The organism is Xanthomonas sp. CFBP 7698, from assembly GCF_003600855.1.
Classification (GTDB): domain Bacteria; phylum Pseudomonadota; class Gammaproteobacteria; order Xanthomonadales; family Xanthomonadaceae; genus Xanthomonas; species Xanthomonas cannabis.
In genome coordinates this window covers 24555-44346 of record NZ_PRDN01000002.1, presented here as the reverse complement: position 1 = coordinate 44346, position 19792 = coordinate 24555, and the positions used below count along the sequence as shown (strand labels likewise).

The following is a 19792-nucleotide window of genomic DNA, read 5'->3' as shown; positions in this document are numbered from 1 at the left end:
CGCAGCCGAACGACCGCAGCTTCTGGGTATTGCGTCGCGTGTCGTTAGTAGTAATACTACTAACCATGGACCTGACCGATACCCAGCAAGCCATCCTGGCCTTGATCGCCGAGCGCATCGAGACCGACGGCGTTCCGCCCTCGCAGACCGAAATCGCCCGCGCTTTCGGCTTCAAGGGCGTGCGCGCCGCGCAATATCACCTAGAGGCCCTGGAGCAGGCCGGGGCAATCCGCCGCGTGCCGGGACAGGCGCGCGGGATTCGGCTTGCCGGGCAGGGCGCGCAGCCGCGCACGCCGCCGGCGCGCGACGACGTGCTGCGCTTGCCCGTCCTGGGCCGCGTGGCGGCGGGCTTGCCGATTGGTGCCGATATCGGCTCGGACGACTTCGTCGTGCTCGACCGGGTGTTCTTCTCGCCCTCACCGGACTATCTGCTCAAGGTACAGGGCGACTCCATGCGCGACGAAGGCATTTTCGACGGCGACCTGATTGGCGTGCACCGCACCCGCGACGCCCGCTCCGGGCAGATCGTGGTGGCCCGGATCGAAGAAGAGATCACGGTCAAATTGCTCAAGATCGGCAAGGACCGGATCCGTCTGCTGCCGCGCAACCCGGACTATGCGCCGATCGAAGTGCTGCCGGATCAGGATTTCGCCATCGAAGGCCTGTATTGCGGGCTGCTGAGGCCCAATCGCTAAGGATTGCGCCGATGTGCGCTCTGGCTTTTTTCTCAGCCGGTAGCGCAGGATTCACCGCTGCCAGCGCAGGGTCTGCATCGTTAATCTGAGTGTGTCGCCGCCAGTCTCAGCCTGTGCGATACACCGCCGCTACATTAGCTCCACACCGAAATCACTGACAAGGATCACCCAGATGGATGAGAACAAGAAGCGCGCCCTTTCCGCCGCACTGAGCCAGATCGAAAAGCAATTCGGCAAGGGCTCCGTGATGCGCATGGGCGACCGCGTGATCGAGGCGGTCGAGATCATTCCGACCGGTTCGTTGATGTTGGACATCGCACTGGGGATCGGCGGCCTGCCGAAGGGCCGCGTCGTGGAAATCTACGGCCCCGAATCCTCGGGCAAGACCACGCTGACCCTGCAGGCCATTGCCGAGTGCCAGAAGAAGGGCGGGACGGCTGCCTTCATCGATGCCGAACACGCGCTGGATCCGATTTATGCCGCCAAGCTGGGCGTCAACGTCGACGACCTGCTGCTGTCGCAGCCCGATACCGGTGAGCAGGCGCTGGAAATCGCCGACATGCTGGTGCGCTCGGGCTCGGTGGACATCGTGGTGGTCGACTCGGTGGCCGCACTGACCCCGAAGGCGGAAATCGAAGGCGAAATGGGCGACCAGTTGCCGGGCCTGCAGGCGCGCCTGATGAGCCAGGCCCTGCGCAAGCTGACCGGCAACATCAAGCGATCCAACACATTGGTGGTCTTCATCAACCAGCTGCGCATGAAGATCGGCGTGATGATGCCGGGCCAGAGCCCGGAAGTGACCACCGGCGGTAACGCATTGAAGTTCTACGCCTCCGTGCGCCTGGACATCCGTCGTATCGGCGCGATCAAGAAGGGTGACGAGATCATCGGCAACCAGACCAAGATCAAGGTGGTCAAGAACAAGCTGGCACCTCCGTTCAAGCAGATCGTGACCGAAATCCTTTACGGCGAAGGCATCAGCCGCGAAGGCGAACTGATCGACATGGGTGTGGAAGCCAAGCTGGTGGACAAGGCAGGTGCCTGGTACAGCTACGGCGACGAGCGTATCGGTCAGGGCAAGGACAATGCGCGTGGCTACCTGCGCGACAACCCGCAGGTCGCTGCCAAGCTCGAAGCAGAGCTGCGCGAGAAGTTCCAGCCCGCCGAAGCGCCCCGCGAAGCAGGCGACGACGCCGAGAAGGAATAAGCGCAACCGCTGGCGGCCGGCTGCGACTGGTGCGTTGGCACTGCAGACGGCCCGTCGGGTTCGGTGATGGACTCGGCGGACTCAAGCGCTATCGATCGCTTTGTTGGCCAGCTGCAGGTGACGCGCCAAGTTTTTCTATCGCGAGGACGGCGGAGTCAGTGCCGTTGCTTCTCGCGGTAGATCTATCGAAGGCCAGGAGGGCAGGCGCCACGGAGGGCGCATTGATTCAGCGTTAGGGGGACACGTCACGATGGACGAGCAAGAACCCGCACCAAAGCGGGGACGCCGGTTCAAGGAGCAGACGCCGGTCCAGCGCGCACTCGGCCTGCTGGTGCGACGCGAGCATTCACGCAAGGAATTGAACCGAAAGCTACTGGCGCGCGGGATCGAGCCGGAGGCCGCACAGGCCGCGGTCGAGCGGCTCGCGGGCGAAGGTTGGCAGGATGACGCCCGGTTTGCCGCGGCGGTGGTCCGTAACCGCGCCGGGTCGGGCTATGGCCCGCTGCACATCCGTGCCGAACTGGGAACTCATGGCCTGGATAGCGATGCCGTCAGTGCTGCCATGGCCACATTTGAAGGCGATTGGATCGAGAACGCACGCGATCTGATCCGGCGCCGGTTTGGTGAAGAAGGGCCGGTCGATCTGCCGCAGCGGCGCAAGGCCGCCGATCTATTGGCCAGGCGCGGTTTCGACGGCGACTGTATTCGTCGCGCCACCCGCTTCGACCTTGAGGACTGAGGGCGTCAGGCCTGCTACCCTTCGTGGTTTCAGGTTGTTCCGCTCCTCTGCGCCCACATTTCATTGGGTGACCGGGACTGCCGCCCGCCCAATGCCAGCTCATGAACGCACCTGCCAAATTCAGCACTTCCCAGATCCGTAGTGACTTCCTCGCGTTTTTCGAGGGGAAGGGCCACACCATCGTGCCATCCGCGCCGCTGGTGCCGGGTAACGACCCGACCTTGCTGTTCACCAACTCCGGCATGGTCCAGTTCAAGGACGTCTTCCTTGGCGCGGAAAAGCGCAGCTATGTGCGCGCCGCGGACGTCCAGCGCTGCCTGCGCGCCGGCGGCAAGCACAACGACCTGGACTCGGTGGGCTATACCGCGCGCCACCACACCTTCTTCGAAATGCTGGGCAACTGGTCGTTCGGCGACTACTTCAAGAAGGACGCCATCGCCTGGGCGTGGGAGCTGTTGACCCAGGTCTGGAAGCTGCCGGCCGACCGCCTGTTGGTCACGGTGTATCACACCGACGAAGAGGCATTCGCCCTGTGGCGCGACATGATCGGCATTCCGGAAAGCCGCATCGTGCGCATCGGCGACAACAAGGGTGCGCCGTACGCGTCGGATAACTTCTGGCAGATGGCCGACACCGGTCCGTGCGGTCCGTGTACCGAGATCTTCTTCGACCACGGCGATCACATCGCCGGCGGCCCGCCCGGCTCGCCCGACGAAGATGGCGACCGCTTCATCGAGATCTGGAACCTGGTCTTCATGCAGTTCGACCGCCAGCCCGACGGCACCCTGGTGCCGCTGCCGGCGCCGTGCGTGGACACCGGCATGGGGTTGGAGCGTCTGGCCGCGATCCTGCAGCACGTCCATACCAATTACGAGATCGATCTGTTCCAGGCCTTGATCGGCAAGGCCAGCGCGCTGACCGGCATCACCGATCTTGAAAACAAGTCGTTGCGTGTGATCGCCGATCACATCCGCGCCTGTTCGTTCCTGATCGTCGATGGCGTGCTGCCTTCCAACGAAGGGCGCGGCTATGTGCTGCGGCGGATCATCCGGCGTGCGCTGCGCCATGGCTGGATGCTGGGTGTGCGCCAGCCGTTCTTCAGCAAGATGGTGCCGACGCTGGTCGAGCTGATGGGCGAGGCCTACCCGGAGTTGGCCGCCGCGCAGGAAACCGTGGCACGCGCCCTGTTGGCGGAAGAGGAACGTTTTGCCGAGACGCTGGACGCCGGCATGAAGATCTTCGACGACGTGGCGGCACGCTCGCAGGAGGTCATTCCCGGCGCCGATGCCTTCCGTCTGTACGACACCTACGGGTTCCCGGTCGACCTGACCGCCGACATCGCACGTGAGCGCGGCATGCGGGTCGATATGGAGGGTTTCGAGTTTGCGATGGAGCGGCAGCGCGAAACCGCGCGCGCGGCAGGCAAGTTCGGCGGCGGCGTCGCGCTACCCGCCGATCTGGTCGCCACCATGTCGCCGACCGTGTTCCTGGGTTATGAGGCGCACGACGCCGACGCGCTCAAGGTTGTCGCGCTGCTCAAGCAGGGCCGTCCGGTCGAGCGTGCCGAGGTTGGTGATGAGGTCATCGTGTTCACCGACCGTACCCCGTTCTATGCAGAATCCGGTGGACAGGTCGGCGATAGCGGGCAGTTGAGCAATACCGATGTATCGATCGAGGTTGCTGACACTCAGAAATTTGCCGGCCAGTTCCACGGCCATGTGGGACGCATTACCGAAGGCTCGCTCGCGCTGGGCGATGTGCTGGCCGGAGGCATCGACGTGCAACGCCGCGGCAAGACCATCCTCAACCATTCGGCGACGCACCTGCTGCACGCCGCGCTGCGCGAAGTACTGGGCACGCATGTACAGCAGAAGGGTTCGCTGGTGGCGCCCGATCGCCTGCGTTTCGACTTTTCGCACTTCCAGCCCATTACCGCGGAAGAACTCGCGGTAATCGAGCGCAAGGTCAACGCCGAAGTGCGTACCAACCACAGCGTCGAAGTGCACAACATGGCCATGCAGGAGGCACTGGATTTCGGCGCGATGGCCTTGTTCGGCGAGAAGTATGGCGAGAACGTGCGCGTCCTGAAGATGGGCGGCTATTCCACCGAATTGTGTGGCGGCACCCATGTCACCCGCACCGGTGACATCGGTCTGTTCAAGATCACCTCCGAGGGCGGCGTGTCCTCTGGCGTGCGCCGCATCGAGGCGGTGACCGGGCAGGGTGCCCTGGACTACGTGGCCGACGAAGAGCGCCGTTTGTCCGACGCGGCTAGTCTGCTCGGCGGCAACACCACCGAGGTGGTCGACAAGGTGCGCGCGCTGACCGAGCGTCAGAAGCGCCTTGAGCGCGAGCTGGAATCGCTCAAGGCCAAGCTGGCCTCCGGCGCGACGGCCGACCTCGGTGCCGGTGCGATCGACGTTGCCGGGGTCAAGGTGGTTGCCGCGCGCCTGGAAGGTTTCGACGCGAAGGCACTGCGCGATGCGATGGACCGTTTGAAGCAGCAGCTGGGCGATTCGGTGATCGTGTTGGCCGGTGCATCGGCCGGCAAGGTTGCGCTCGTTGCCGGCGTGAATGGCAGCCCAACTGGCAAGGTGAAGGCGGGGGAACTCCTCGGCCATATCGCCAGTCAGATCGGGGGCAAGGGCGGTGGCCGTCCGGATCTCGCCCAGGGTGGTGGCGAGGACGGGCCCGCCCTTGCGACCGCACTCGACGGTGTGCCCTCCTGGGTCAAGCAACACTTGGGCTGAACACTTGTCCTGCTATGCCTTGATGGCTGGCAGGATGTCCCGCTACCATTTCTGGTCTATTCCCTTTACCTAGGGCGCGTCTCACTCAGGAGGCCGTCGATGCTGGTGGGAAACCCACCGGTTCCAGGAGATTTGCAAAATGTTGATCCTCACTCGCCGGGTAGGCGAAACCTTGATGATCGGCGACTCGGTCACTGTTACCGTGCTCGGCGTCAAGGGTAATCAGGTGCGTATCGGTATCACCGCACCGAAAGATGTGGCTGTGCATCGCGAAGAGATCTATCAGCGCATCCAACGTGGGGACGAGCCGGTCGCCTCTGGCGCGCATCACGGCGACGATTCTTCGAATTGATCGTCATAAAGGGTTTACGTTAGCCCCTGTTACCCGGTATTCTTCGCGGCCTGCCACGGAAATCGCGGCAGGACGCAAAAACTGGAGCGATGCCCGAGCGGCTGAAGGGGCTCCCCTGCTAAGGGAGTATAGGGTCAAAAGCTCTATCGAGGGTTCGAATCCCTCTCGCTCCGCCAGTGTTCCGAACGCCTGCAAATCATTGATTTGCAGGCGTTTTTGTTTCTGGTCTGGGTGAAGCGCGTTCCGGCGTGCGATTGTCTGCGAAGCAGCACGTGGTAAAGCGGCGAATGGCAGATCGCGGATGAAGGCGCATCGATTTCGTTCTGCGTCCCGTCCAATTGGGCATCCCCAATCGATTCCCGTTGCCTTGGGCCTGCAACGCGGACTGCGTGGCGGTCATCGCAGCGAATGCATGATCTGGTCATCCGGGGTATCACTTTCCTCACTACTGCCATGCCGAACGCCGATCGCGCACAGCGACGACGTGCATTGCACTCACGTGTCGTTCTTGTGCGCCCCCCCGATGCGTGAGCACGCAATGCGCAGCTGTGCTGCGAAAAGCGCAGTCACGTCGCCGGGCGTGCAGGCGGCCTGCGCCTGGAAGTGACGGCCAACCAGTGATCCCAGGTGCCGGGTATCGACCGATGTGAGCTTTACTGCGGCTGGGTGCGGCAAACCCACTCCGTGTGTGCGCAGTGCTCATCGCTGGGATGCGTGCAACTCAGGCAATGGCTGATCTGACACGGCGACCTGCCCCTGCGCACATGCAGTGCATCCGAGATCCAGCTCGTGGGCTCGATCGCATCTGGATCCGGAGTTCATGGCATCGCCCATACAGCCCACGCTGTTGAAGCACGTCTACTTATCGATTGAGGCAGTGACGCCGGCAGCCAAGACGGCCGTCTGATGTCCCTCACGGTGAACCTGCCTGGCTGTGGTCGGCTCGCAGCTTGGCTGCATCTGAACCGCGCGAGACGCCGGTTGCAATTGCGATCAAGTAACCGGCACGCAGGTCGTTAAGGGGGTGACCCATATCTCGGATGTCGATGTGATGCGCCTATCGTTGCTTGGACGCCTGTTCTCTTCCTGGAGCCGTGGGCTGCAGCACAAGGCCAATGCGGTGGACCGGGTGATGGCGGTGATCGAATTCGATCTGGATGGCCGCATTCTCGAAGCCAACCAGAACTTCCTGTCGTTGATGGGGTACCGGCGCGAAGAGGTCGTCGGCCAGCATCACCGCATGTTCGTGACCAAGAGCGATCGCGACAGCGAGAGCTATCGCCAGTTCTGGGCGGCGCTGCGGCGCGGCGATTTCAACGCAGGGCGTTTCTGCCGTCTGGACAAGCACGGCCGCGAGGTCTGGATCAATGCCTCCTACAATCCGTTGCTGGACCGAGCGGGCAAGGCCTACCGCGTGGTGAAGTACGCCACCGACATCACCGAGCAGGTGCGGCAGACCGCCGATTTCGAAGGGCGGATCGACGCGATCGACAAGGTCATGGCAGTCATCGAATTTTCGCTGGATGGCACGGTGCTCGATGCCAACCAGAACTTCCTGCAGGTGATGGGCTATCGGCTCGATGAGATCCGTGGCAAACACCACGGCATGTTCGTGGATGCGCAAACGCGTCAGTCGGCTGCCTATCGTGCGTTCTGGGGCGCGCTTGGTCGCGGGGAATTCGACGCCGGTCGCTACAAGCGCATCGGCAAGGACGGTGCCGATGTATGGATCCAGGCGTCCTACAACCCCGTCCTCGATGCACTGGGTCGCCCATACAAGGTCGTCAAGTACGCCACCGATGTGACGCGCCAGGTGATCGATTCTGCCGATGCGGATGGCCGCATGCGCGCCATCGACAAGGTGATGGGGGTCATCGAGTTCGATCTCGACGGCCGCGTGCTGGCTGCCAACGACAACTTTCTGGCGATTCTCGGGTATGCGGCGGAAGAGGCGATCGGCAAGCACCATGGCGTATTTGTCGACGCCGCCTACCGTGCATCCGATGAGTACCGCCACTTCTGGGCGAAGCTGGCGCGCGGCCAGTTCGATGTGGGCCGGTATCGCCGCCTGCACAAGGACGGCAGTGCGGTGTGGATCCAGGCGTCCTACAACCCGATCCTGGATGTGTCCGGACGCCCGTACAAGGTGGTCAAGTACGCCACCGACGTGACCGACCAGGTGCGCTCGGCCGAACGCATGCGTGACCTCATGCGGCAGACCATGAGCATCGCGCAGAACGTGCAGCGCGAGTCGCATCATATTTCCGCCAGCAACCAGGACCTGGTCAACCGCGTGTCCACGCAGTCCAGCGCGGTGGCGCAGACGTCCGGCACGATCGACCAGCTGGCCGCGACGGTGCGCGCCAATTCCGACAATGCCGGCTCGGCACGACGCATGGCCGAGGAGTCGGCTGCCGTGGCGCGGCGCGGTGCGGACGTGATTGCCGACGTGGTCAAGACCACGGCCGGCATCCGTTCGGCCACCGACCGGATCGGCCAGATCATCGAGGTCATCGACGGCATCGCCTTCCAGACCAATATCCTGGCGCTCAATGCGGCAGTGGAAGCGGCGCGGGCGGGCGAGCAGGGCCGTGGCTTTGCCGTAGTGGCGACCGAAGTGCGCAGTCTGGCGCAGCGCTGCAGCGTTTCGGCCAAGGAAATCCGCTCGCTGATCGACAACGCGACCGACCAGGTCGGCGATGGCTCGCGTCTGGCCGAACAGGCTGGTGTCGTGATGCAGGATGTGGTGACCTCGGTGCTGCGCGTCACCGCGACCGTGGAGCAGATCGCGGCGGCCAGCCAGGAGCAGGCGCAGGACATTTCGACCGCCAACACGGCGCTGCAATCGATCGGCGTGCAGGCGCGCGACCAGGCACAGATGGTTGATGATCTGGCGCGATCGGCGCGCGTGCTGGAAGCCGATGCCGACGCGTTGTTCGCGCTGGTCAATGGTGACGACCCCGGCGCTGCGGCAGCCGGCGCACCGGCCGCTGCGGACATGAAGCCGCAGGCGGCCTAGGCACAAGGCGGTACATGGAGGCATCAGCGCGGCATGATGTCTGCCAGGGGCGTCAGACGTGGATGACAGGGCGAGCACACCCGCATACGACACAAAGCCCGCAGACGCGGGCTTTGTGTTTTGACGTGTGCCCCCCGCTCGATGCGGGCCGCGCAAGCCTGCGCGTGCCGCAGTGGCGTATGGCACTTACTTGGGTAGATCGAAGACCAGCACTTCTGCATCGCGGGCATCGGCCAGCACGATCTCCGGCTCACCGATGATCTGCACCGCATCGCCGGCCGACAACGCCTGCCCATTGATGCTCAGGCTGCCGCGCGCCACCTGCACGTAGCCGATACGCCCTTCGGCCAGCGGTTGTTGCAGGCGTGCGTCGCCGTCCAGGATCGAGGCATACAGGCGTGCATCCTGGTGCAAGCGGAGCGAACCGTCTTCGCCGCCGGGCGAGGCAATCAGGCGCAGCTGGTTGCGCTTGCTGTCGGCATCGAAGTGCTTTTCTTCGTAGCTCGGTTCGATGCCGTTGCGCTCGGGCATCACCCAGATCTGCAGGAAGTGTACCGGCTCGCTGGACGAGTGATTGAACTCGCTATGGGTCACGCCGCTGCCCGCGCTCATGCGCTGCACGTCGCCGTAGTGCAGCACCGAACCGGTGCCCATGCTGTCCTTGTGCTCCAGCGCTCCGCCCAGGACGTAGGAAATGATCTCCATGTCGCGGTGGGCGTGGGTGCCGAAGCCTTCGCCCGGGACCACCTTGTCTTCGTTGATCACTCGCAGCGGGCCGATGCCCATATGGCGCGGATCGTGGTAGCTGGCGAAGGAGAAGGTATGGCGCGAGGACAGCCAGCCATGTTCGGCGCGGCCACGGGTTTCGCTCTTGCGGACATTCAACATGATGCTGCTCCTTGAAAGATTCGAATTGGCGCTGGGGGCTGAATCGCTGTCCCAGCGGCTTGATGCGTAGTCTCTGCCTGTACGCGCGGGAGAAAAAGCGAGTAGATTTGGTCGCTATCATCGAAAAATTCGAATAATGAAAATCAGCCTCGAGGCCTTGCAGATCCTGGATGCGATCGACCGCCGTGGTTCCTTTGCCGCAGCGGCCAAGGTGTTGTTCAAGGTGCCCTCGACCATCTCCTACACGGTGTCCAAGCTGGAAGAGGACCTGGGAGTGCAGCTGTTCGAGCGGGTCGGGCCCAAGGCGACGCCGACGCAGGCCGGGCGCGAGCTATTGCGCGAAGGGCGGCATCTGTTGCGCGCCGCGCAGGAGCTGGAGGTGCGGGTGCGGCGGGTAGCCTCGGGTTGGGAGTCGGATTTCGCGATCGGGCTGGACGCGGTCCTGCCGGCGGCGTTGTTGCAACCGCAGATCCTGGACTTCTACACGGTGGCCGACAGCACCCGGCTGCGCGTGCTCAGCGAGTCGCTGTCCGGCAGTTGGGAGGCCTTGCTGGACCGGCGTGTGGACCTGATCGTGGCGGCCGGCGAGGGGCCGAGCGGGGGCGGCTATGTCGCCGAGCCGATCGGTACCTTGCGCTTCGTGTTCGCGGTGGCGGCCACGCATCCTCTGGCGGGCGCGCAACGACTGGGCGTGGCCGAGCTGGCCGAGCATCGGGCGATTGCCGTGGCGGACTCGGCGCGGCGTCTGCTGCCGCGCACAGTCGGGCTATTGTCCGGGCGCGATGTGCTGACCGTGCCGGACATGCACACCAAGCTGCTGCTGCAGCTTGGCGGTGCCGGCTACGGTTTCCTGCCCGAGCCGTACGCACGCGGCGCGCTGCACGACGGCCTGCTGGTCGAAGTGCCCGTGGAAACCCCCAAAGCCGACGAGACGTTCTACCTGGCGTGGCGGCCGGGCGAGGAGGGCGAAGCGCTGGGGTGGTGGCGACGTGCCCTGCGCCGCGACCACTTGTTCGCGCACTGGTTGCAGGCGCTCGCCGAAACGTATCGTTTCGTTGCTGCCAGGCAGCCGGTGGCATGAGCAAGGGCGGATAATGGCCGCTCGCCGTCGCGCAGGGTCCCCGCATGCAAGGCTTGATCGAACAGTACGGATTGGCGCTGGTGTTCGCCAACGTACTGGCATTGTCGCTCGGGCTGCCGGTACCGGCGTTACCGACACTGGTGCTGGTTGGGGCCGGTTACGCGCTGCGCGGTGGTAGCGATGCGTGGCTGGCCGGTCTGGCGGCGTGGGGCGTGTCGGTGCTGGCCAGCCTGCTGGGCGATCTGGCCTGGTATTTGGCCGGCCGTCGTTTCGGTAACCGCACCTTGCAGTCGCTGTGCCGGTTGTCGCTGTCGCGCGATACCTGCATGAAGCAGACCGAGCGGTTTTTCTCGCGCTGGGGTGTGCGGGTGCTGGCGGTGACCAAGTTCGTGCCGGGCCTGTCGATGGTGTCGGTGCCCATGGCCGGCGCGATGCGGGTACGGCCCGGCGCCTTCCTGCGCTACGACGCATTCGGTGCCTCGCTGTGGGCCCTGGTCGGGCTGGGCCTGGGGGCCGTGTTCGCCGATCAGGTGCAGGACGTGCTCGGCTTCCTGTCGGAGCTGGGCTCCGGAGCCGTGGCGGTGCTCGTAGCGCTGTTGGCGGGCTACGTCGGCTGGCGATGGTGGCGCCGCCACAGCCTGCTGCGGTCGCTGGACCATGCGCGCATCGCGGTGGACGAGCTGGTGCCGTTGCTGGATGGCGATGAGAGCCTGCGGCCCACCGTGCTGGATATCCGGGCACCGGGGTATCGCGACCTGCAGCCCTACACGATCCCTGGCGCGGTATTTGCCGACGAGCGTCAGCTTGCGCAGATCCTGGCCAGCGTGCCGCGCGAGCGCAGTGTGGTGATTTATTGCGCATGCCCGGACGAAGTGTCTGCGGCCTGGTTGGCGGGGCGGATGCGTGAGCGCGGCTATCGCGATGTGCGCCCGCTGCGCGGCGGACTGGATGCATGGCGCGACGCCGGGCATCCGGTGACCTCGTTGTTGCCGGTCGTGGTGGTGGGCGGCGCGGAAGCGGTGCGCGCCACGGCTTGATCGTCGTGTGCAGGCGTTCGACGTGCGAAGTGAAAGCCGATTGCGTCGGCAGCGCGAACGTTCGCACTGCACGGCGATGCGCGTGGCCATCCATGTCCCGGGTGTTGAACGCAACGGCGATCTTGTCCTGGTTTCCAGCGTCATGCCGCGGCTCGCCCTTGCGTGGTTGCAATGCCGGACGTGCAGGGCAGGGAGCAAACGACGGGCAAAAAAAAGACCAGCAAGCTGGTCGTTTTCTTCAAGATTGGTGCGCCCGGAGAGATTCGAACTCCCGACCGCCTGGTTCGTAGCCAGGTACTCTATCCAACTGAGCTACGGGCGCATATCTTGTTTTTGACTTGCCATCCGCTGCAACACAGCTGGACGTTTAACTGAAAAGACAGCGGTTCAATGCTGTCTTTTGTGGTTCCTGAAGATGGTGCGCCCGGAGAGATTCGAACTCCCGACCGCCTGGTTCGTAGCCAGGTACTCTATCCAACTGAGCTACGGGCGCCTCGTCAGGAGCGGAATTATGCGGATGCCCGACGTACTCGTCAATCCCTTTGTGAACTTCGATTGCCGTTGACCTCGACACCAAGGCTGCCAACGAGCGCGGCAGCTACTGCGGCGGGCGCCTTCATCCATGCGAAGTGATCGCTGCGCACGCCCAGCTGCGCATCCTGCAGGTGCTGCAGCCGGGCATGTGCCTGCGGCATCTTGCCCAGCAGTGCGTGCAACGCCGCCGGCGGACCGAAGTTGTCGCGTGCGAAGGTCAGTGCGGTGATCGGAGTGGTCAATGCACCCAGTGCATGTTCCAGGTCCCAGGTCGCGCCGGCGGCGCGATAGCGGTTGCTGCGGCCCACCTGTGCCCAGTCGGCGATCAGGCCGCGCGCTTCGGTCCCGCCGAAGCCAAGCCTGCGCCCATGCAGCACGCCTTGCAGCTTTGCCAGCCACGGCAGGGCGCGAAACGCCAACGGCAGGCCATAGCGCATGGGACGCGGGAAATGGCGCCAGTAGGGCGAGCCGCTGGCCACCAACCACAGCTGTGCGAGCGGTGAGGCATGCGTCGCCGGCGTGAGCAGCAGCGCGGCGTGGCAGCAGGCCAGTTGGCCGCCCAGGCTATGGCCGCCCAGGATGCGTGGAAGTTGCGGGTCGTGCCGATCCAGCAAGGCGTGGCTGGCCGGAAGATCCTCGGCCAGCAGCGTGCGGTAACCCCAATCGTGCTCGCGCGACGGGCGCAGGCTGCTGCTGCCATTGCCACGCCATTCGTGCAGATACACCGCGATGCCGGCCGATGCGAGCACCTGCGCGAACGGTTGATAATGCCGCGCCGCCACGCCCAAGGCCGGCAGCCATAGCAGCGCGGCCAGTGGCTGTGCCGGCGCGTAGCGCATTACCTGCCAGCGGTGCCCGTCGGCGGCGCTCGCGCTCATGGTGGTGCTGTGTACGCTCATGCGCCGTGCGCAGCGCCGAAGTGGTCGAGCACCAGCACATCGCTGTGCCCGGGGCGTTGGCCGAGGTGGATTGCGCGTGCCACGTAGTCGATGGCCGCTTCGCAGGCATTGAGGAGCGACAGGCCCTGGCACAGTTGTGCGGCGATCGCGGCCGACAGACTGCAGCCGGTGCCATGCGCGTCGACCTGCACACGTGGATGCATGAAGACATCCTGGGTGACGCCGTCATCGAAGCGATCGAACACACGTGCGCCTTCGTGCAGATGGCCGCCCTTGAGCAGCACCGCGTTGGCGCCCAGATCGAGCAGCGCGGCGGTGGCGTGCTCGGCGGCATCGGCGTCGTCGATGCGGCGGCCGGTCAATAGCTCCGCTTCGGGCGTGTTGGGGGTGACCAGCGTGGCCAGCGGCAGCAGACGGGTGCGCAAGGCATCCAGCGCGGCGTCTTCAAGCAGGCGCGCGCCGCTGGTGGACACCATCACCGGATCGAGCACCACGAATGGTGGGCGATGCCGTTCGAGCAGGTCGGCCACGCAATGGATGACGTCGGCATTGGCCAGCATGCCGAGCTTGACGGCCTGGATCTGGAAATCGGCAAAGCAGGCATCCACCTGCGCCTGCAGAAACGGCAGCGGCGGGATGTGCACGGCGGTGACGGCGCGGGTATGTTGCGCAGTCAAGGCGGTGATCGCCGATAACCCGTGCACGCGATGCGCGGCGAAGGTCTTGAGGTCGGCCTGGATGCCGGCACCACCGCCGGAATCGGAGCCGGCGATGGTCAATGCGGACAGCGTGCTGGGCGTGGTCATGCGCCGATTCTGCACGGTCCGATTGCAGCTGTGCAGAACCGGTGTCTGAACGCTGCCTGCGCCTGCCAGCGCTTACGGCAGGATCACGGCGGTGCCCCGTTCACCGCGATCTGCGAGAACGCGCCGGTCTGTGGGTCGTACAACGCGCCCCAGAACATGTTGCCGCCATCGCAGGCCTGGATCGCCTCGGTGGCCGGTTTCATCTGCGGCGTGTTCGGCAGCTTGAAGGCGTTGATGTAGATCAGCTGCTGGCCCCCGATCACCACACCCACGTACTGGCGGTCGAACTCGCGCGGCTCGGCGATGGTGGGCGTCAACGCGTCCTGCCGGGATTCGAGCTGTTCGATCTGCTGATGGTTCGGTGCCCAGTAGCCGGTGATCTGGCCCGGATGACGCGCCGGGCTGTCGCGCGAGCAGGTCTGCAGCACCTGCTCGGCCACGCCTTGGCGCGTGATGATCCACGACTGCCCGTTCTTGAGATTGGTCGGCACGCTGGATGGTCCCTGCGTGGTGGCGCAGCCGGCCAGCGCGAGCACGGCCAGCGCCAACGCGCCGCGAAATGCGCGCATCACAACACCTCCGAGGCGAAGTCGGCCAGGCGCGAGCGCTCGCCACGCCGTAGCGTGATGTGCGCGCTGTGCGGCCAGGCCTTGAAGCGATCCACCGCGTAGGTCAGACCCGAGGTCGTTTCGGTGAGGTAGGGCGTGTCGATCTGTTCGACGTTGCCCAGGCACACGATCTTGGTACCGGGGCCGGCACGGGTGATCAGCGTCTTCATCTGCTTCGGCGTGAGGTTCTGCGCCTCGTCCAGGATCAGATACCGCGACAGGAAGGTACGGCCGCGCATGAAGTTCATCGAACGGATCTTGATGCGGCTTGCCAGCAGGTCGTTGGTGGCCGCGCGCCCCCATGCGCCGCCTTCCTGATTGTGCGTGAGCACTTCCAGGTTGTCGGTCAGCGCGCCCATCCACGGCGTCATCTTTTCTTCTTCGGTACCGGGCAAAAAGCCGATGTCTTCGCCCACGCTGACGGTGGCGCGGGTCATGATGATTTCGCGGTAACGCTGCTGGTCCATGGTCTGCGCCAGGCCGGCGGCGAGCGCGAGAAGGGTCTTGCCGGTGCCGGCGGTGCCGAGCAGGGTGACGAAATCGATCTCCGGGTCCATCAAGGCATTGAGCGCGAAATTCTGCTCGCGGTTGCGCGCCACGATGCCCCACACCGCATGCTGGCCGCTACGGAAGTCGTCCACCAGACACAGCGTGGCCTTGCCGCCGCCGACCTTGGCCACACGCAGTTCCACTTCGTCTTCGCCAGGCAAATACAGGTACTGGTTGGGGTACCAGTCTTCGTCCTCGGCCAGCACGATCTCGTAGTGCGTGCGGCCGCGTTCGTTCCAGCTGCGCAGGTCTTCGTTGTGCTTCTGCCAGAAGTCTTCCGGTAGCTCGATGGCGCCGGTGAACAGCAGGCTGAAATCGTCCAGCGCGCGGTCGTTCTGATAGTCCTCCGCCACCAGGCCGCTGATGTAGGCCTTGATGCGCAGGTTGATGTCCTTGGACACCAGAATGACCGGCACGTCCGGATGTTCTTCGCGCAGCGCCAGCACCGAGGCCAGGATCTTGTTGTCCGGCAGCATGGCGCCGAAGGTGCGGCCCGGGTCGATCGGTTTGATCTGAAAAAACAGACGGCCGATCGCGGCCTGGCCCTTGAGCTGGATGCCCTGCGGGTGGCTGAGCAGGATGCCGGCCTGGATCTGCTCGGCGTTGGTGTTTTCCAGCAATTCGTCCAGGAACCGGCTGACCTGCCGCGCATTGCGGCTGACTTCGGAGGTGCCCTTCTTGGCGTTGTCGAGCTCCTCGATCACCTGCATCGGCAGGAACACATCGTGTTCTTCAAACTTGAACAGCGCGGTGGGATCGTGCATCAGCACGTTGGTGTCCAGCACGTAGATGCGCTTGCCTCGGGTCATTGGGTCTTCCAAGTGATGGAGCAGGGGCGAGCCATCACGCCTGCAGGTGCAGGGTGATGGAGGACGCGGGAGGCGAGGGGTGTCACTGTTTGGCGTGCGCCTTCACTGCAGTCAGCACGGCCTCGGCATGGCCGGCGACCTTGACCTTGCGCCAGGCCTGCACGACATGCCCCTCGGGCGACAGCAGGAAGGTGCTGCGCTCGATGCCGAGCACCTGTTTGCCGTACATGTTCTTTTCCTTGATCACGTCGAAGGCGCGGCACAGCGCTTCATCGCTGTCGCTGATCAACGGGAAGGTGAAGCCTTGCTTGGCGCAGAAGTTGTCGTGCGACTTCACCGAATCGCGCGAGACGCCGAACACCACGGCGCCGGCTTTTTTGAACTGCGGCAGCAGCGCGTTGAAGTCCAGGCCTTCGGTGGTGCAGCCGGGGGTGCTGTCCTTCGGGTAGAAGTACAGCACCAGCCACTTGCCGGCATAGTCGCGCAGGCTGGCCTGGGCGCTGCCGGAGAGCGACAGCGGCAGGTCGAAGGTTGCGGCGGGCAGTTGCAGTACGGCGTCGGTCATCGTTGCTCAGCCTCAGCGGGAGGGGCGTGCGGCGCGGTCAGGCCGGGCCGACATCCATCCCATCATAAGCAGCCACATGGAAACGTTTGGCGAGTGCGTCGAACTGCGCATTGCGCTGATTCAGCGACTCGATGGTGTGGTGCTCTTTCTTGTCCACATGCAGGAAATACGACTCCTCGTCGTCGCCATCGTCTTCGTCGCGCTCGCCGAGAAAGATATCGATGACGCGGTAGCCATCCTGGGTCAATTGCTCGGCGAGTTTCTGCAGCGGTTCCTGCGCCGGATCGGCAAAAAAATATTCCCAGCGCAGCGGGCCATCGAGGTTCCAGTCGGTCTCGGAGCGGATGTGGTCGAACATCTGTTTCAGCGCGTATTGGGCGATGGCCATGGTGCGTCTGCCTTAGAACTTCATCGGGTCCATGATCGCGTCGAGATTGAGGTGATCACAGAATTCCAGGAAATCATCGCGCAATGCGGCGATGTGCATGTTGGCCGGCACCCCGATCGTCACCTGCGCAGAGAACATCTCCGCGCCGGTCTGCATGGCGCGGTAGCGCGTGCTCTGCAGGTTTTCGATGGTGATGCCCTGGCGGTCGAAGAAGTCGGCCAGCTGAAACAGGATGCCGGGCTTGTCGGCGGCGATCACTTCGACGATGTAGGGCAGCAGGTTGGACTGGGTCTGCTTGGGGCCGGTGCGGTACCACACCAGCTTGAGGCCTTCCTCGCGTTCCAGCCGGGTCAGCATCGCCTCGAGCTTGGCGACCGAATCCCAGGAGCCGGTGGCCAGTGCAGTGACCGAGACATCGCGCCCCACCGTGGCCAGACGGGCGTCCACGAGATTGCAGCCGCTGTCGGCGATGCGGCGGGTGACGGGCAACAGGGGGGACTCCGGATGCGTCGTGTAGGCGTTGATCAGGAGGTGGTTTTCGGTCGGCAAAGGCCGGGGTGTCGAGTCGGTCAAAGGGGCTTCCGGCATTGCATCAGGCTGAATGGCCGCCCGGGCAGGCGCCCTGGCGGTGACCAGCATACTTGCCCGTGGTTTCGCGCCGCAAGTAACATGCGGGTGGTCTCAACCCGCGCCCGCGCGGGCCTTCCCTGTCACGTAAGAGCAGCAGAATCTTGTCCCTTTCCGGCATCATCACCGCGCTGGCGACCCCTTTCGGTCCGGATGGCGCACTCGACCTGGATGCCTGGCGGCGGCTGCTGGAGCAGCAGCTGCACGGTGGCGTGCAGGGAATCGTGGTCGCCGGCTCCACCGGCGAAGCCGCCGCGCTGAGCGACGACGAATACGACACACTGCTGCGCGCTGCGGTGGCGCAGGTGGCCGGCCAAGTGCCGGTGCTGGCCGGCACCGGGTTGTCCGGTACCGCCAAGACCATTGCGCAGACACGCCGCGCCGCCGCTCTGGGCGCGCAGTACGCGTTGGTTGTCACGCCGCCGTACGTGCGTCCGACCCAGGCCGGGCTGAAAGCACACTTCCTGGCGGTGGCCGACAACGGCGGCTTGCCGGTGGTGCTGTACAACGTGCCTGGCCGCACCGGCTGCGACCTGCTGCCGGAGACGGTGGCCGAACTGGTCGGGCACCCCAGCATCGTCGGCATCAAGGAGGCCCGTAGCGAGCCCGAGCGCATTGCCGCGCTGGTGGCACTGCGCAGCGAGAGCTTCGTGGTGCTCAGTGGCGATGACGGCAGCGCGGCGCACGCGATGCTGTCCGGCGCCGCGGGGCTGGTGTCGGTGGCATCCAATGCCTTGCCGGCAGCCTACCGTCGCCTGTGCAATCTGGCCCGCGATGGCCAGCGCGAGGCCGCCACCGCCTGGGATGCGCGCCTGAGCGAATATCACAGCTTCTGCGGGATCGAATCCAATCCCATCCCGGTCAAGGCGTTGCTGCAGCGCGCCGGGATCGGGCACGGCCTGCGCTTGCCGCTGCTGCCACTCTCCGCGGCGCACCAGCCTGCCGCCGACCGCCTTGCCGCCGACGCCATTGCGTTGGAAGCGCTTTCCAGCCGCGAAATGCTCGCGGCCTGACCCAGGAGATCTATCGATGCGTCATTCCGTTTCCCCCGTCCGCGTGCTGTCGCTCGCGTTGCTGGCGACCGCCACCGTCGCTGCCACGAGCGGTTGCAGCTGGTTTCACAAGGGCGCGCGCGGCGACTATGCGCTGGCCCCGGAAGCCCGGCCGCTGGAAGTGCCGCCGGACCTGAACCTGCCCGACACCTCGGGTGCGATGAAGGTGCCGACTCTGGCCTCCACCACGCAACAGAACACCAACACGCCGCCGTCGGCGAGCGCCAACAGCGGTTTCACCGTGGCCGGCGAGCGCGATGAGGTGTTCGCCAAGGTCGGCACGGCGCTGGCCGAGATTCCGGGCCTGACCATCGCCAGCAAGGCGCAGATGCTGGGTTCCTACGATGTGAGCTACGAAGGCTCCAGCTTCCTGGTGCGCGTGGTCAAGGTCGATGCGGGCAGCTACGTCTCGGCAGTTGATCCGCGCGGCATGCCGGCCACGGCAGCGGCACCGGTGGCGGTGATCAGCTCGCTCAAGAGCAAGCTTGGCGGCTGAGGCCGGTTCAGTTGGCTGGATAGCAAAACGGGCGCCCCTGGCGCCCGTTTTGCGTTATGCGGTGTCGGGTTGCGGCTGCGCCATGGGCGTCGCGCCGCATCTGATTGCGGCGATCAGCGCTGCAGTAGCGGCAGCTTGTTCGGCTTGCCATCCCATTCGGCCGCATCGGGAAGCGGTTCCTGACGCACGGTCAGCACCGGCCAGGCCTTGGCCAGCTCGGCATTGAGCGCGACGAAGGCTTCCTGACCTGCTGGCACGTCGTCTTCCGGGTAGATCGCATTGGCCGGACACTCGGGCTCGCACAGAGTGCAGTCGATGCACTCGTCCGGATCGATCACCAGAAAGTTCGGGCCGACGTGGAAGCAATCCACCGGGCAGACCTCGACGCAGTCGGTGTATTTGCACTTGATGCAGTTTTCGGTGACAACAAAAGGCATGGCGGAATCCGGCGTTTAGCCTGTCAATTCTAAAGCAGTCGGGGGACGGGTGTGGAGTGAATGATCTTTAGGGGTAGCGTGCGATTTTTGCTGCGGCAGCTGCGTACCGTCCTGCGCAAGTAGTGCCTGTCGCTTAGTCAGGTTGGCTGACGGCGGTGCTCGCTTTGTTTGGGTAAGTTCGTCGAGTTGGCTGTCTGCAGCCGTACCCTCACCCCAACCCCTCTCCCGTAGGAGAGGGGCTTCTTGCTCCTGCG

General features: G+C 64.7%; 19 protein-coding genes and 3 tRNA genes. 11 read left to right on the top strand and 11 right to left on the bottom strand.

Annotated elements, in window-relative coordinates:
• Positions 1 to 65 precede the first annotated feature (65 nt).
• From lexA to XnspCFBP7698_RS07915, 7 genes are all read left to right on the top strand, one after another.
• On the top strand, positions 66 to 695 hold the full coding sequence (lexA, locus tag XnspCFBP7698_RS07945; protein WP_104580132.1) for a transcriptional repressor LexA: 630 nt from the start codon (positions 66 to 68) through the stop codon (positions 693 to 695).
• 172 nt (positions 696 to 867) lie between these two features.
• Positions 868 to 1902, top strand: coding sequence for a recombinase RecA (gene recA, locus XnspCFBP7698_RS07940; RefSeq protein ID WP_039404226.1), 1035 nt, complete (start codon positions 868 to 870; stop codon positions 1900 to 1902).
• A gap of 250 nt (positions 1903 to 2152) precedes the next feature.
• The gene (gene recX, locus XnspCFBP7698_RS07935) at positions 2153 to 2641 is read left to right on the top strand and encodes a recombination regulator RecX (RefSeq protein WP_039563830.1); all 489 of its coding nucleotides are present in this window, start codon (positions 2153 to 2155) and stop codon (positions 2639 to 2641) included.
• A gap of 101 nt (positions 2642 to 2742) precedes the next feature.
• The gene (gene alaS, locus XnspCFBP7698_RS07930; RefSeq protein WP_104580133.1) at positions 2743 to 5391 is read left to right on the top strand and encodes an alanine--tRNA ligase; all 2649 of its coding nucleotides are present in this window, start codon (positions 2743 to 2745) and stop codon (positions 5389 to 5391) included.
• Positions 5392 to 5530: 139 nt separating this feature from the next.
• Entirely contained in the window at positions 5531 to 5743 is a 213-nt protein-coding gene (gene csrA / locus XnspCFBP7698_RS07925) for a carbon storage regulator CsrA (RefSeq protein WP_003481884.1), read from the top strand.
• Between the two features lie 83 nt (positions 5744 to 5826).
• Positions 5827 to 5919, top strand: a tRNA-Ser gene (locus XnspCFBP7698_RS07920).
• Between the two features lie 899 nt (positions 5920 to 6818).
• A complete protein-coding gene (locus tag XnspCFBP7698_RS07915; RefSeq protein WP_233548975.1) occupies positions 6819 to 8762 on the top strand; it encodes a methyl-accepting chemotaxis protein in 1944 nt (647 codons plus the stop codon).
• 186 nt (positions 8763 to 8948) lie between these two features.
• Here XnspCFBP7698_RS07915 and XnspCFBP7698_RS07910 read toward each other — a convergent pair whose 3' ends face one another.
• On the bottom strand, positions 8949 to 9650 hold the full coding sequence (locus XnspCFBP7698_RS07910) for a pirin family protein (protein ID WP_039563828.1): 702 nt from the start codon (positions 9648 to 9650) through the stop codon (positions 8949 to 8951).
• Between the two features lie 136 nt (positions 9651 to 9786).
• Here XnspCFBP7698_RS07910 and XnspCFBP7698_RS07905 point away from each other — a divergent pair, with 136 nt between their 5' ends.
• Both XnspCFBP7698_RS07905 and XnspCFBP7698_RS07900 read left to right on the top strand, forming a co-directional pair.
• Complete coding sequence (locus XnspCFBP7698_RS07905; RefSeq protein WP_104580134.1) at positions 9787 to 10731, top strand: LysR substrate-binding domain-containing protein; 945 nt, start codon at positions 9787 to 9789, stop codon at positions 10729 to 10731.
• A 44-nt stretch (positions 10732 to 10775) separates the two neighbouring features.
• Complete coding sequence (locus tag XnspCFBP7698_RS07900; protein WP_104580135.1) at positions 10776 to 11768, top strand: DedA family protein/thiosulfate sulfurtransferase GlpE; 993 nt, start codon at positions 10776 to 10778, stop codon at positions 11766 to 11768.
• Between the two features lie 245 nt (positions 11769 to 12013).
• Here XnspCFBP7698_RS07900 and XnspCFBP7698_RS07895 read toward each other — a convergent pair.
• From XnspCFBP7698_RS07895 to XnspCFBP7698_RS07855, 9 genes are all read right to left on the bottom strand, one after another.
• A tRNA-Arg gene (locus XnspCFBP7698_RS07895) sits at positions 12014 to 12090 on the bottom strand.
• 94 nt (positions 12091 to 12184) lie between these two features.
• Positions 12185 to 12261: transfer RNA gene (locus XnspCFBP7698_RS07890), tRNA-Arg, on the bottom strand.
• 40 nt (positions 12262 to 12301) lie between these two features.
• Positions 12302 to 13201 (bottom strand): alpha/beta hydrolase, encoded by a 900-nt coding sequence (locus XnspCFBP7698_RS07885; protein ID WP_104580136.1) that lies wholly within the window; start codon positions 13199 to 13201, stop codon positions 12302 to 12304.
• Entirely contained in the window at positions 13198 to 14007 is an 810-nt protein-coding gene (thiD, locus tag XnspCFBP7698_RS07880; RefSeq protein ID WP_184387129.1) for a bifunctional hydroxymethylpyrimidine kinase/phosphomethylpyrimidine kinase, read from the bottom strand. The genes XnspCFBP7698_RS07885 and thiD overlap by 4 nt, the downstream gene beginning before the upstream one ends.
• An 83-nt stretch (positions 14008 to 14090) precedes the next feature.
• The gene (locus XnspCFBP7698_RS07875; RefSeq protein ID WP_047694131.1) at positions 14091 to 14576 is read right to left on the bottom strand and encodes a hypothetical protein; all 486 of its coding nucleotides are present in this window, start codon (positions 14574 to 14576) and stop codon (positions 14091 to 14093) included.
• Positions 14576 to 15973 carry a PhoH family protein gene (locus tag XnspCFBP7698_RS07870; RefSeq protein WP_104580138.1) on the bottom strand — a complete coding sequence of 466 codons (1398 nt, stop codon included), beginning with the start codon at positions 15971 to 15973 and terminating at the stop codon, positions 14576 to 14578. The genes XnspCFBP7698_RS07875 and XnspCFBP7698_RS07870 overlap by 1 nt, the downstream gene beginning before the upstream one ends.
• Before the next feature lie 82 nt (positions 15974 to 16055).
• Complete coding sequence (locus XnspCFBP7698_RS07865) at positions 16056 to 16538, bottom strand: peroxiredoxin (RefSeq protein ID WP_104580139.1); 483 nt, start codon at positions 16536 to 16538, stop codon at positions 16056 to 16058.
• A gap of 37 nt (positions 16539 to 16575) precedes the next feature.
• Positions 16576 to 16926, bottom strand: a complete 351-nt coding sequence (locus XnspCFBP7698_RS07860) for a ribonuclease E inhibitor RraB (protein WP_104580140.1) — start codon at positions 16924 to 16926, stop codon at positions 16576 to 16578.
• 12 nt (positions 16927 to 16938) lie between these two features.
• The gene (locus XnspCFBP7698_RS07855) at positions 16939 to 17565 is read right to left on the bottom strand and encodes a glycine cleavage system protein R (RefSeq protein ID WP_081419256.1); all 627 of its coding nucleotides are present in this window, start codon (positions 17563 to 17565) and stop codon (positions 16939 to 16941) included.
• Positions 17566 to 17657: 92 nt separating this feature from the next.
• Between XnspCFBP7698_RS07855 and dapA the strand changes: the two genes are divergently transcribed.
• Together dapA and XnspCFBP7698_RS07845 are read left to right on the top strand one after the other, a co-directional pair.
• Positions 17658 to 18566, top strand: coding sequence for a 4-hydroxy-tetrahydrodipicolinate synthase (gene dapA, locus XnspCFBP7698_RS07850; RefSeq protein ID WP_104580141.1), 909 nt, complete (start codon positions 17658 to 17660; stop codon positions 18564 to 18566).
• 16 nt (positions 18567 to 18582) lie between these two features.
• Positions 18583 to 19101: a hypothetical protein gene (locus XnspCFBP7698_RS07845; protein ID WP_047694141.1), complete on the top strand. Its 519-nt coding sequence runs from the start codon at positions 18583 to 18585 to the stop codon at positions 19099 to 19101.
• A gap of 113 nt (positions 19102 to 19214) precedes the next feature.
• On the opposite strand, the gene fdxA is transcribed toward XnspCFBP7698_RS07845, so the two are convergent.
• Complete coding sequence (gene fdxA / locus XnspCFBP7698_RS07840) at positions 19215 to 19538, bottom strand: ferredoxin FdxA (RefSeq protein ID WP_039404267.1); 324 nt, start codon at positions 19536 to 19538, stop codon at positions 19215 to 19217.
• Between the last annotated feature and the right edge of the window lie 254 nt (positions 19539 to 19792).

What these genes read in the sequence shown, in the direction of transcription:
- lexA (WP_104580132.1), top strand. Translation starts at nt 66, where the DNA reads ATGGACCTGACCGATACCCAGCAAGCCATCCTGGCCTTGATCGCCGAG.
- recA (WP_039404226.1), top strand. Translation starts at nt 868, where the DNA reads ATGGATGAGAACAAGAAGCGCGCCCTTTCCGCCGCACTGAGCCAGATC.
- recX (WP_039563830.1), top strand. Translation starts at nt 2,153, where the DNA reads ATGGACGAGCAAGAACCCGCACCAAAGCGGGGACGCCGGTTCAAGGAG.
- alaS (WP_104580133.1), top strand. Translation starts at nt 2,743, where the DNA reads ATGAACGCACCTGCCAAATTCAGCACTTCCCAGATCCGTAGTGACTTC.
- csrA (WP_003481884.1), top strand. Translation starts at nt 5,531, where the DNA reads ATGTTGATCCTCACTCGCCGGGTAGGCGAAACCTTGATGATCGGCGAC.
- XnspCFBP7698_RS07910 (WP_039563828.1), bottom strand. Translation starts at nt 9,650, where the DNA reads ATGTTGAATGTCCGCAAGAGCGAAACCCGTGGCCGCGCCGAACATGGC.
- XnspCFBP7698_RS07905 (WP_104580134.1), top strand. Translation starts at nt 9,787, where the DNA reads ATGAAAATCAGCCTCGAGGCCTTGCAGATCCTGGATGCGATCGACCGC.
- XnspCFBP7698_RS07900 (WP_104580135.1), top strand. Translation starts at nt 10,776, where the DNA reads ATGCAAGGCTTGATCGAACAGTACGGATTGGCGCTGGTGTTCGCCAAC.
- XnspCFBP7698_RS07885 (WP_104580136.1), bottom strand. Translation starts at nt 13,201, where the DNA reads ATGAGCGTACACAGCACCACCATGAGCGCGAGCGCCGCCGACGGGCAC.
- thiD (WP_184387129.1), bottom strand. Translation starts at nt 14,007, where the DNA reads ATGACCACGCCCAGCACGCTGTCCGCATTGACCATCGCCGGCTCCGAT.
- XnspCFBP7698_RS07875 (WP_047694131.1), bottom strand. Translation starts at nt 14,576, where the DNA reads ATGCGCGCATTTCGCGGCGCGTTGGCGCTGGCCGTGCTCGCGCTGGCC.
- XnspCFBP7698_RS07870 (WP_104580138.1), bottom strand. Translation starts at nt 15,973, where the DNA reads ATGACCCGAGGCAAGCGCATCTACGTGCTGGACACCAACGTGCTGATG.
- XnspCFBP7698_RS07865 (WP_104580139.1), bottom strand. Translation starts at nt 16,538, where the DNA reads ATGACCGACGCCGTACTGCAACTGCCCGCCGCAACCTTCGACCTGCCG.
- XnspCFBP7698_RS07860 (WP_104580140.1), bottom strand. Translation starts at nt 16,926, where the DNA reads ATGGCCATCGCCCAATACGCGCTGAAACAGATGTTCGACCACATCCGC.
- XnspCFBP7698_RS07855 (WP_081419256.1), bottom strand. Translation starts at nt 17,565, where the DNA reads ATGCTGGTCACCGCCAGGGCGCCTGCCCGGGCGGCCATTCAGCCTGAT.
- XnspCFBP7698_RS07845 (WP_047694141.1), top strand. Translation starts at nt 18,583, where the DNA reads ATGCGTCATTCCGTTTCCCCCGTCCGCGTGCTGTCGCTCGCGTTGCTG.
- fdxA (WP_039404267.1), bottom strand. Translation starts at nt 19,538, where the DNA reads ATGCCTTTTGTTGTCACCGAAAACTGCATCAAGTGCAAATACACCGAC.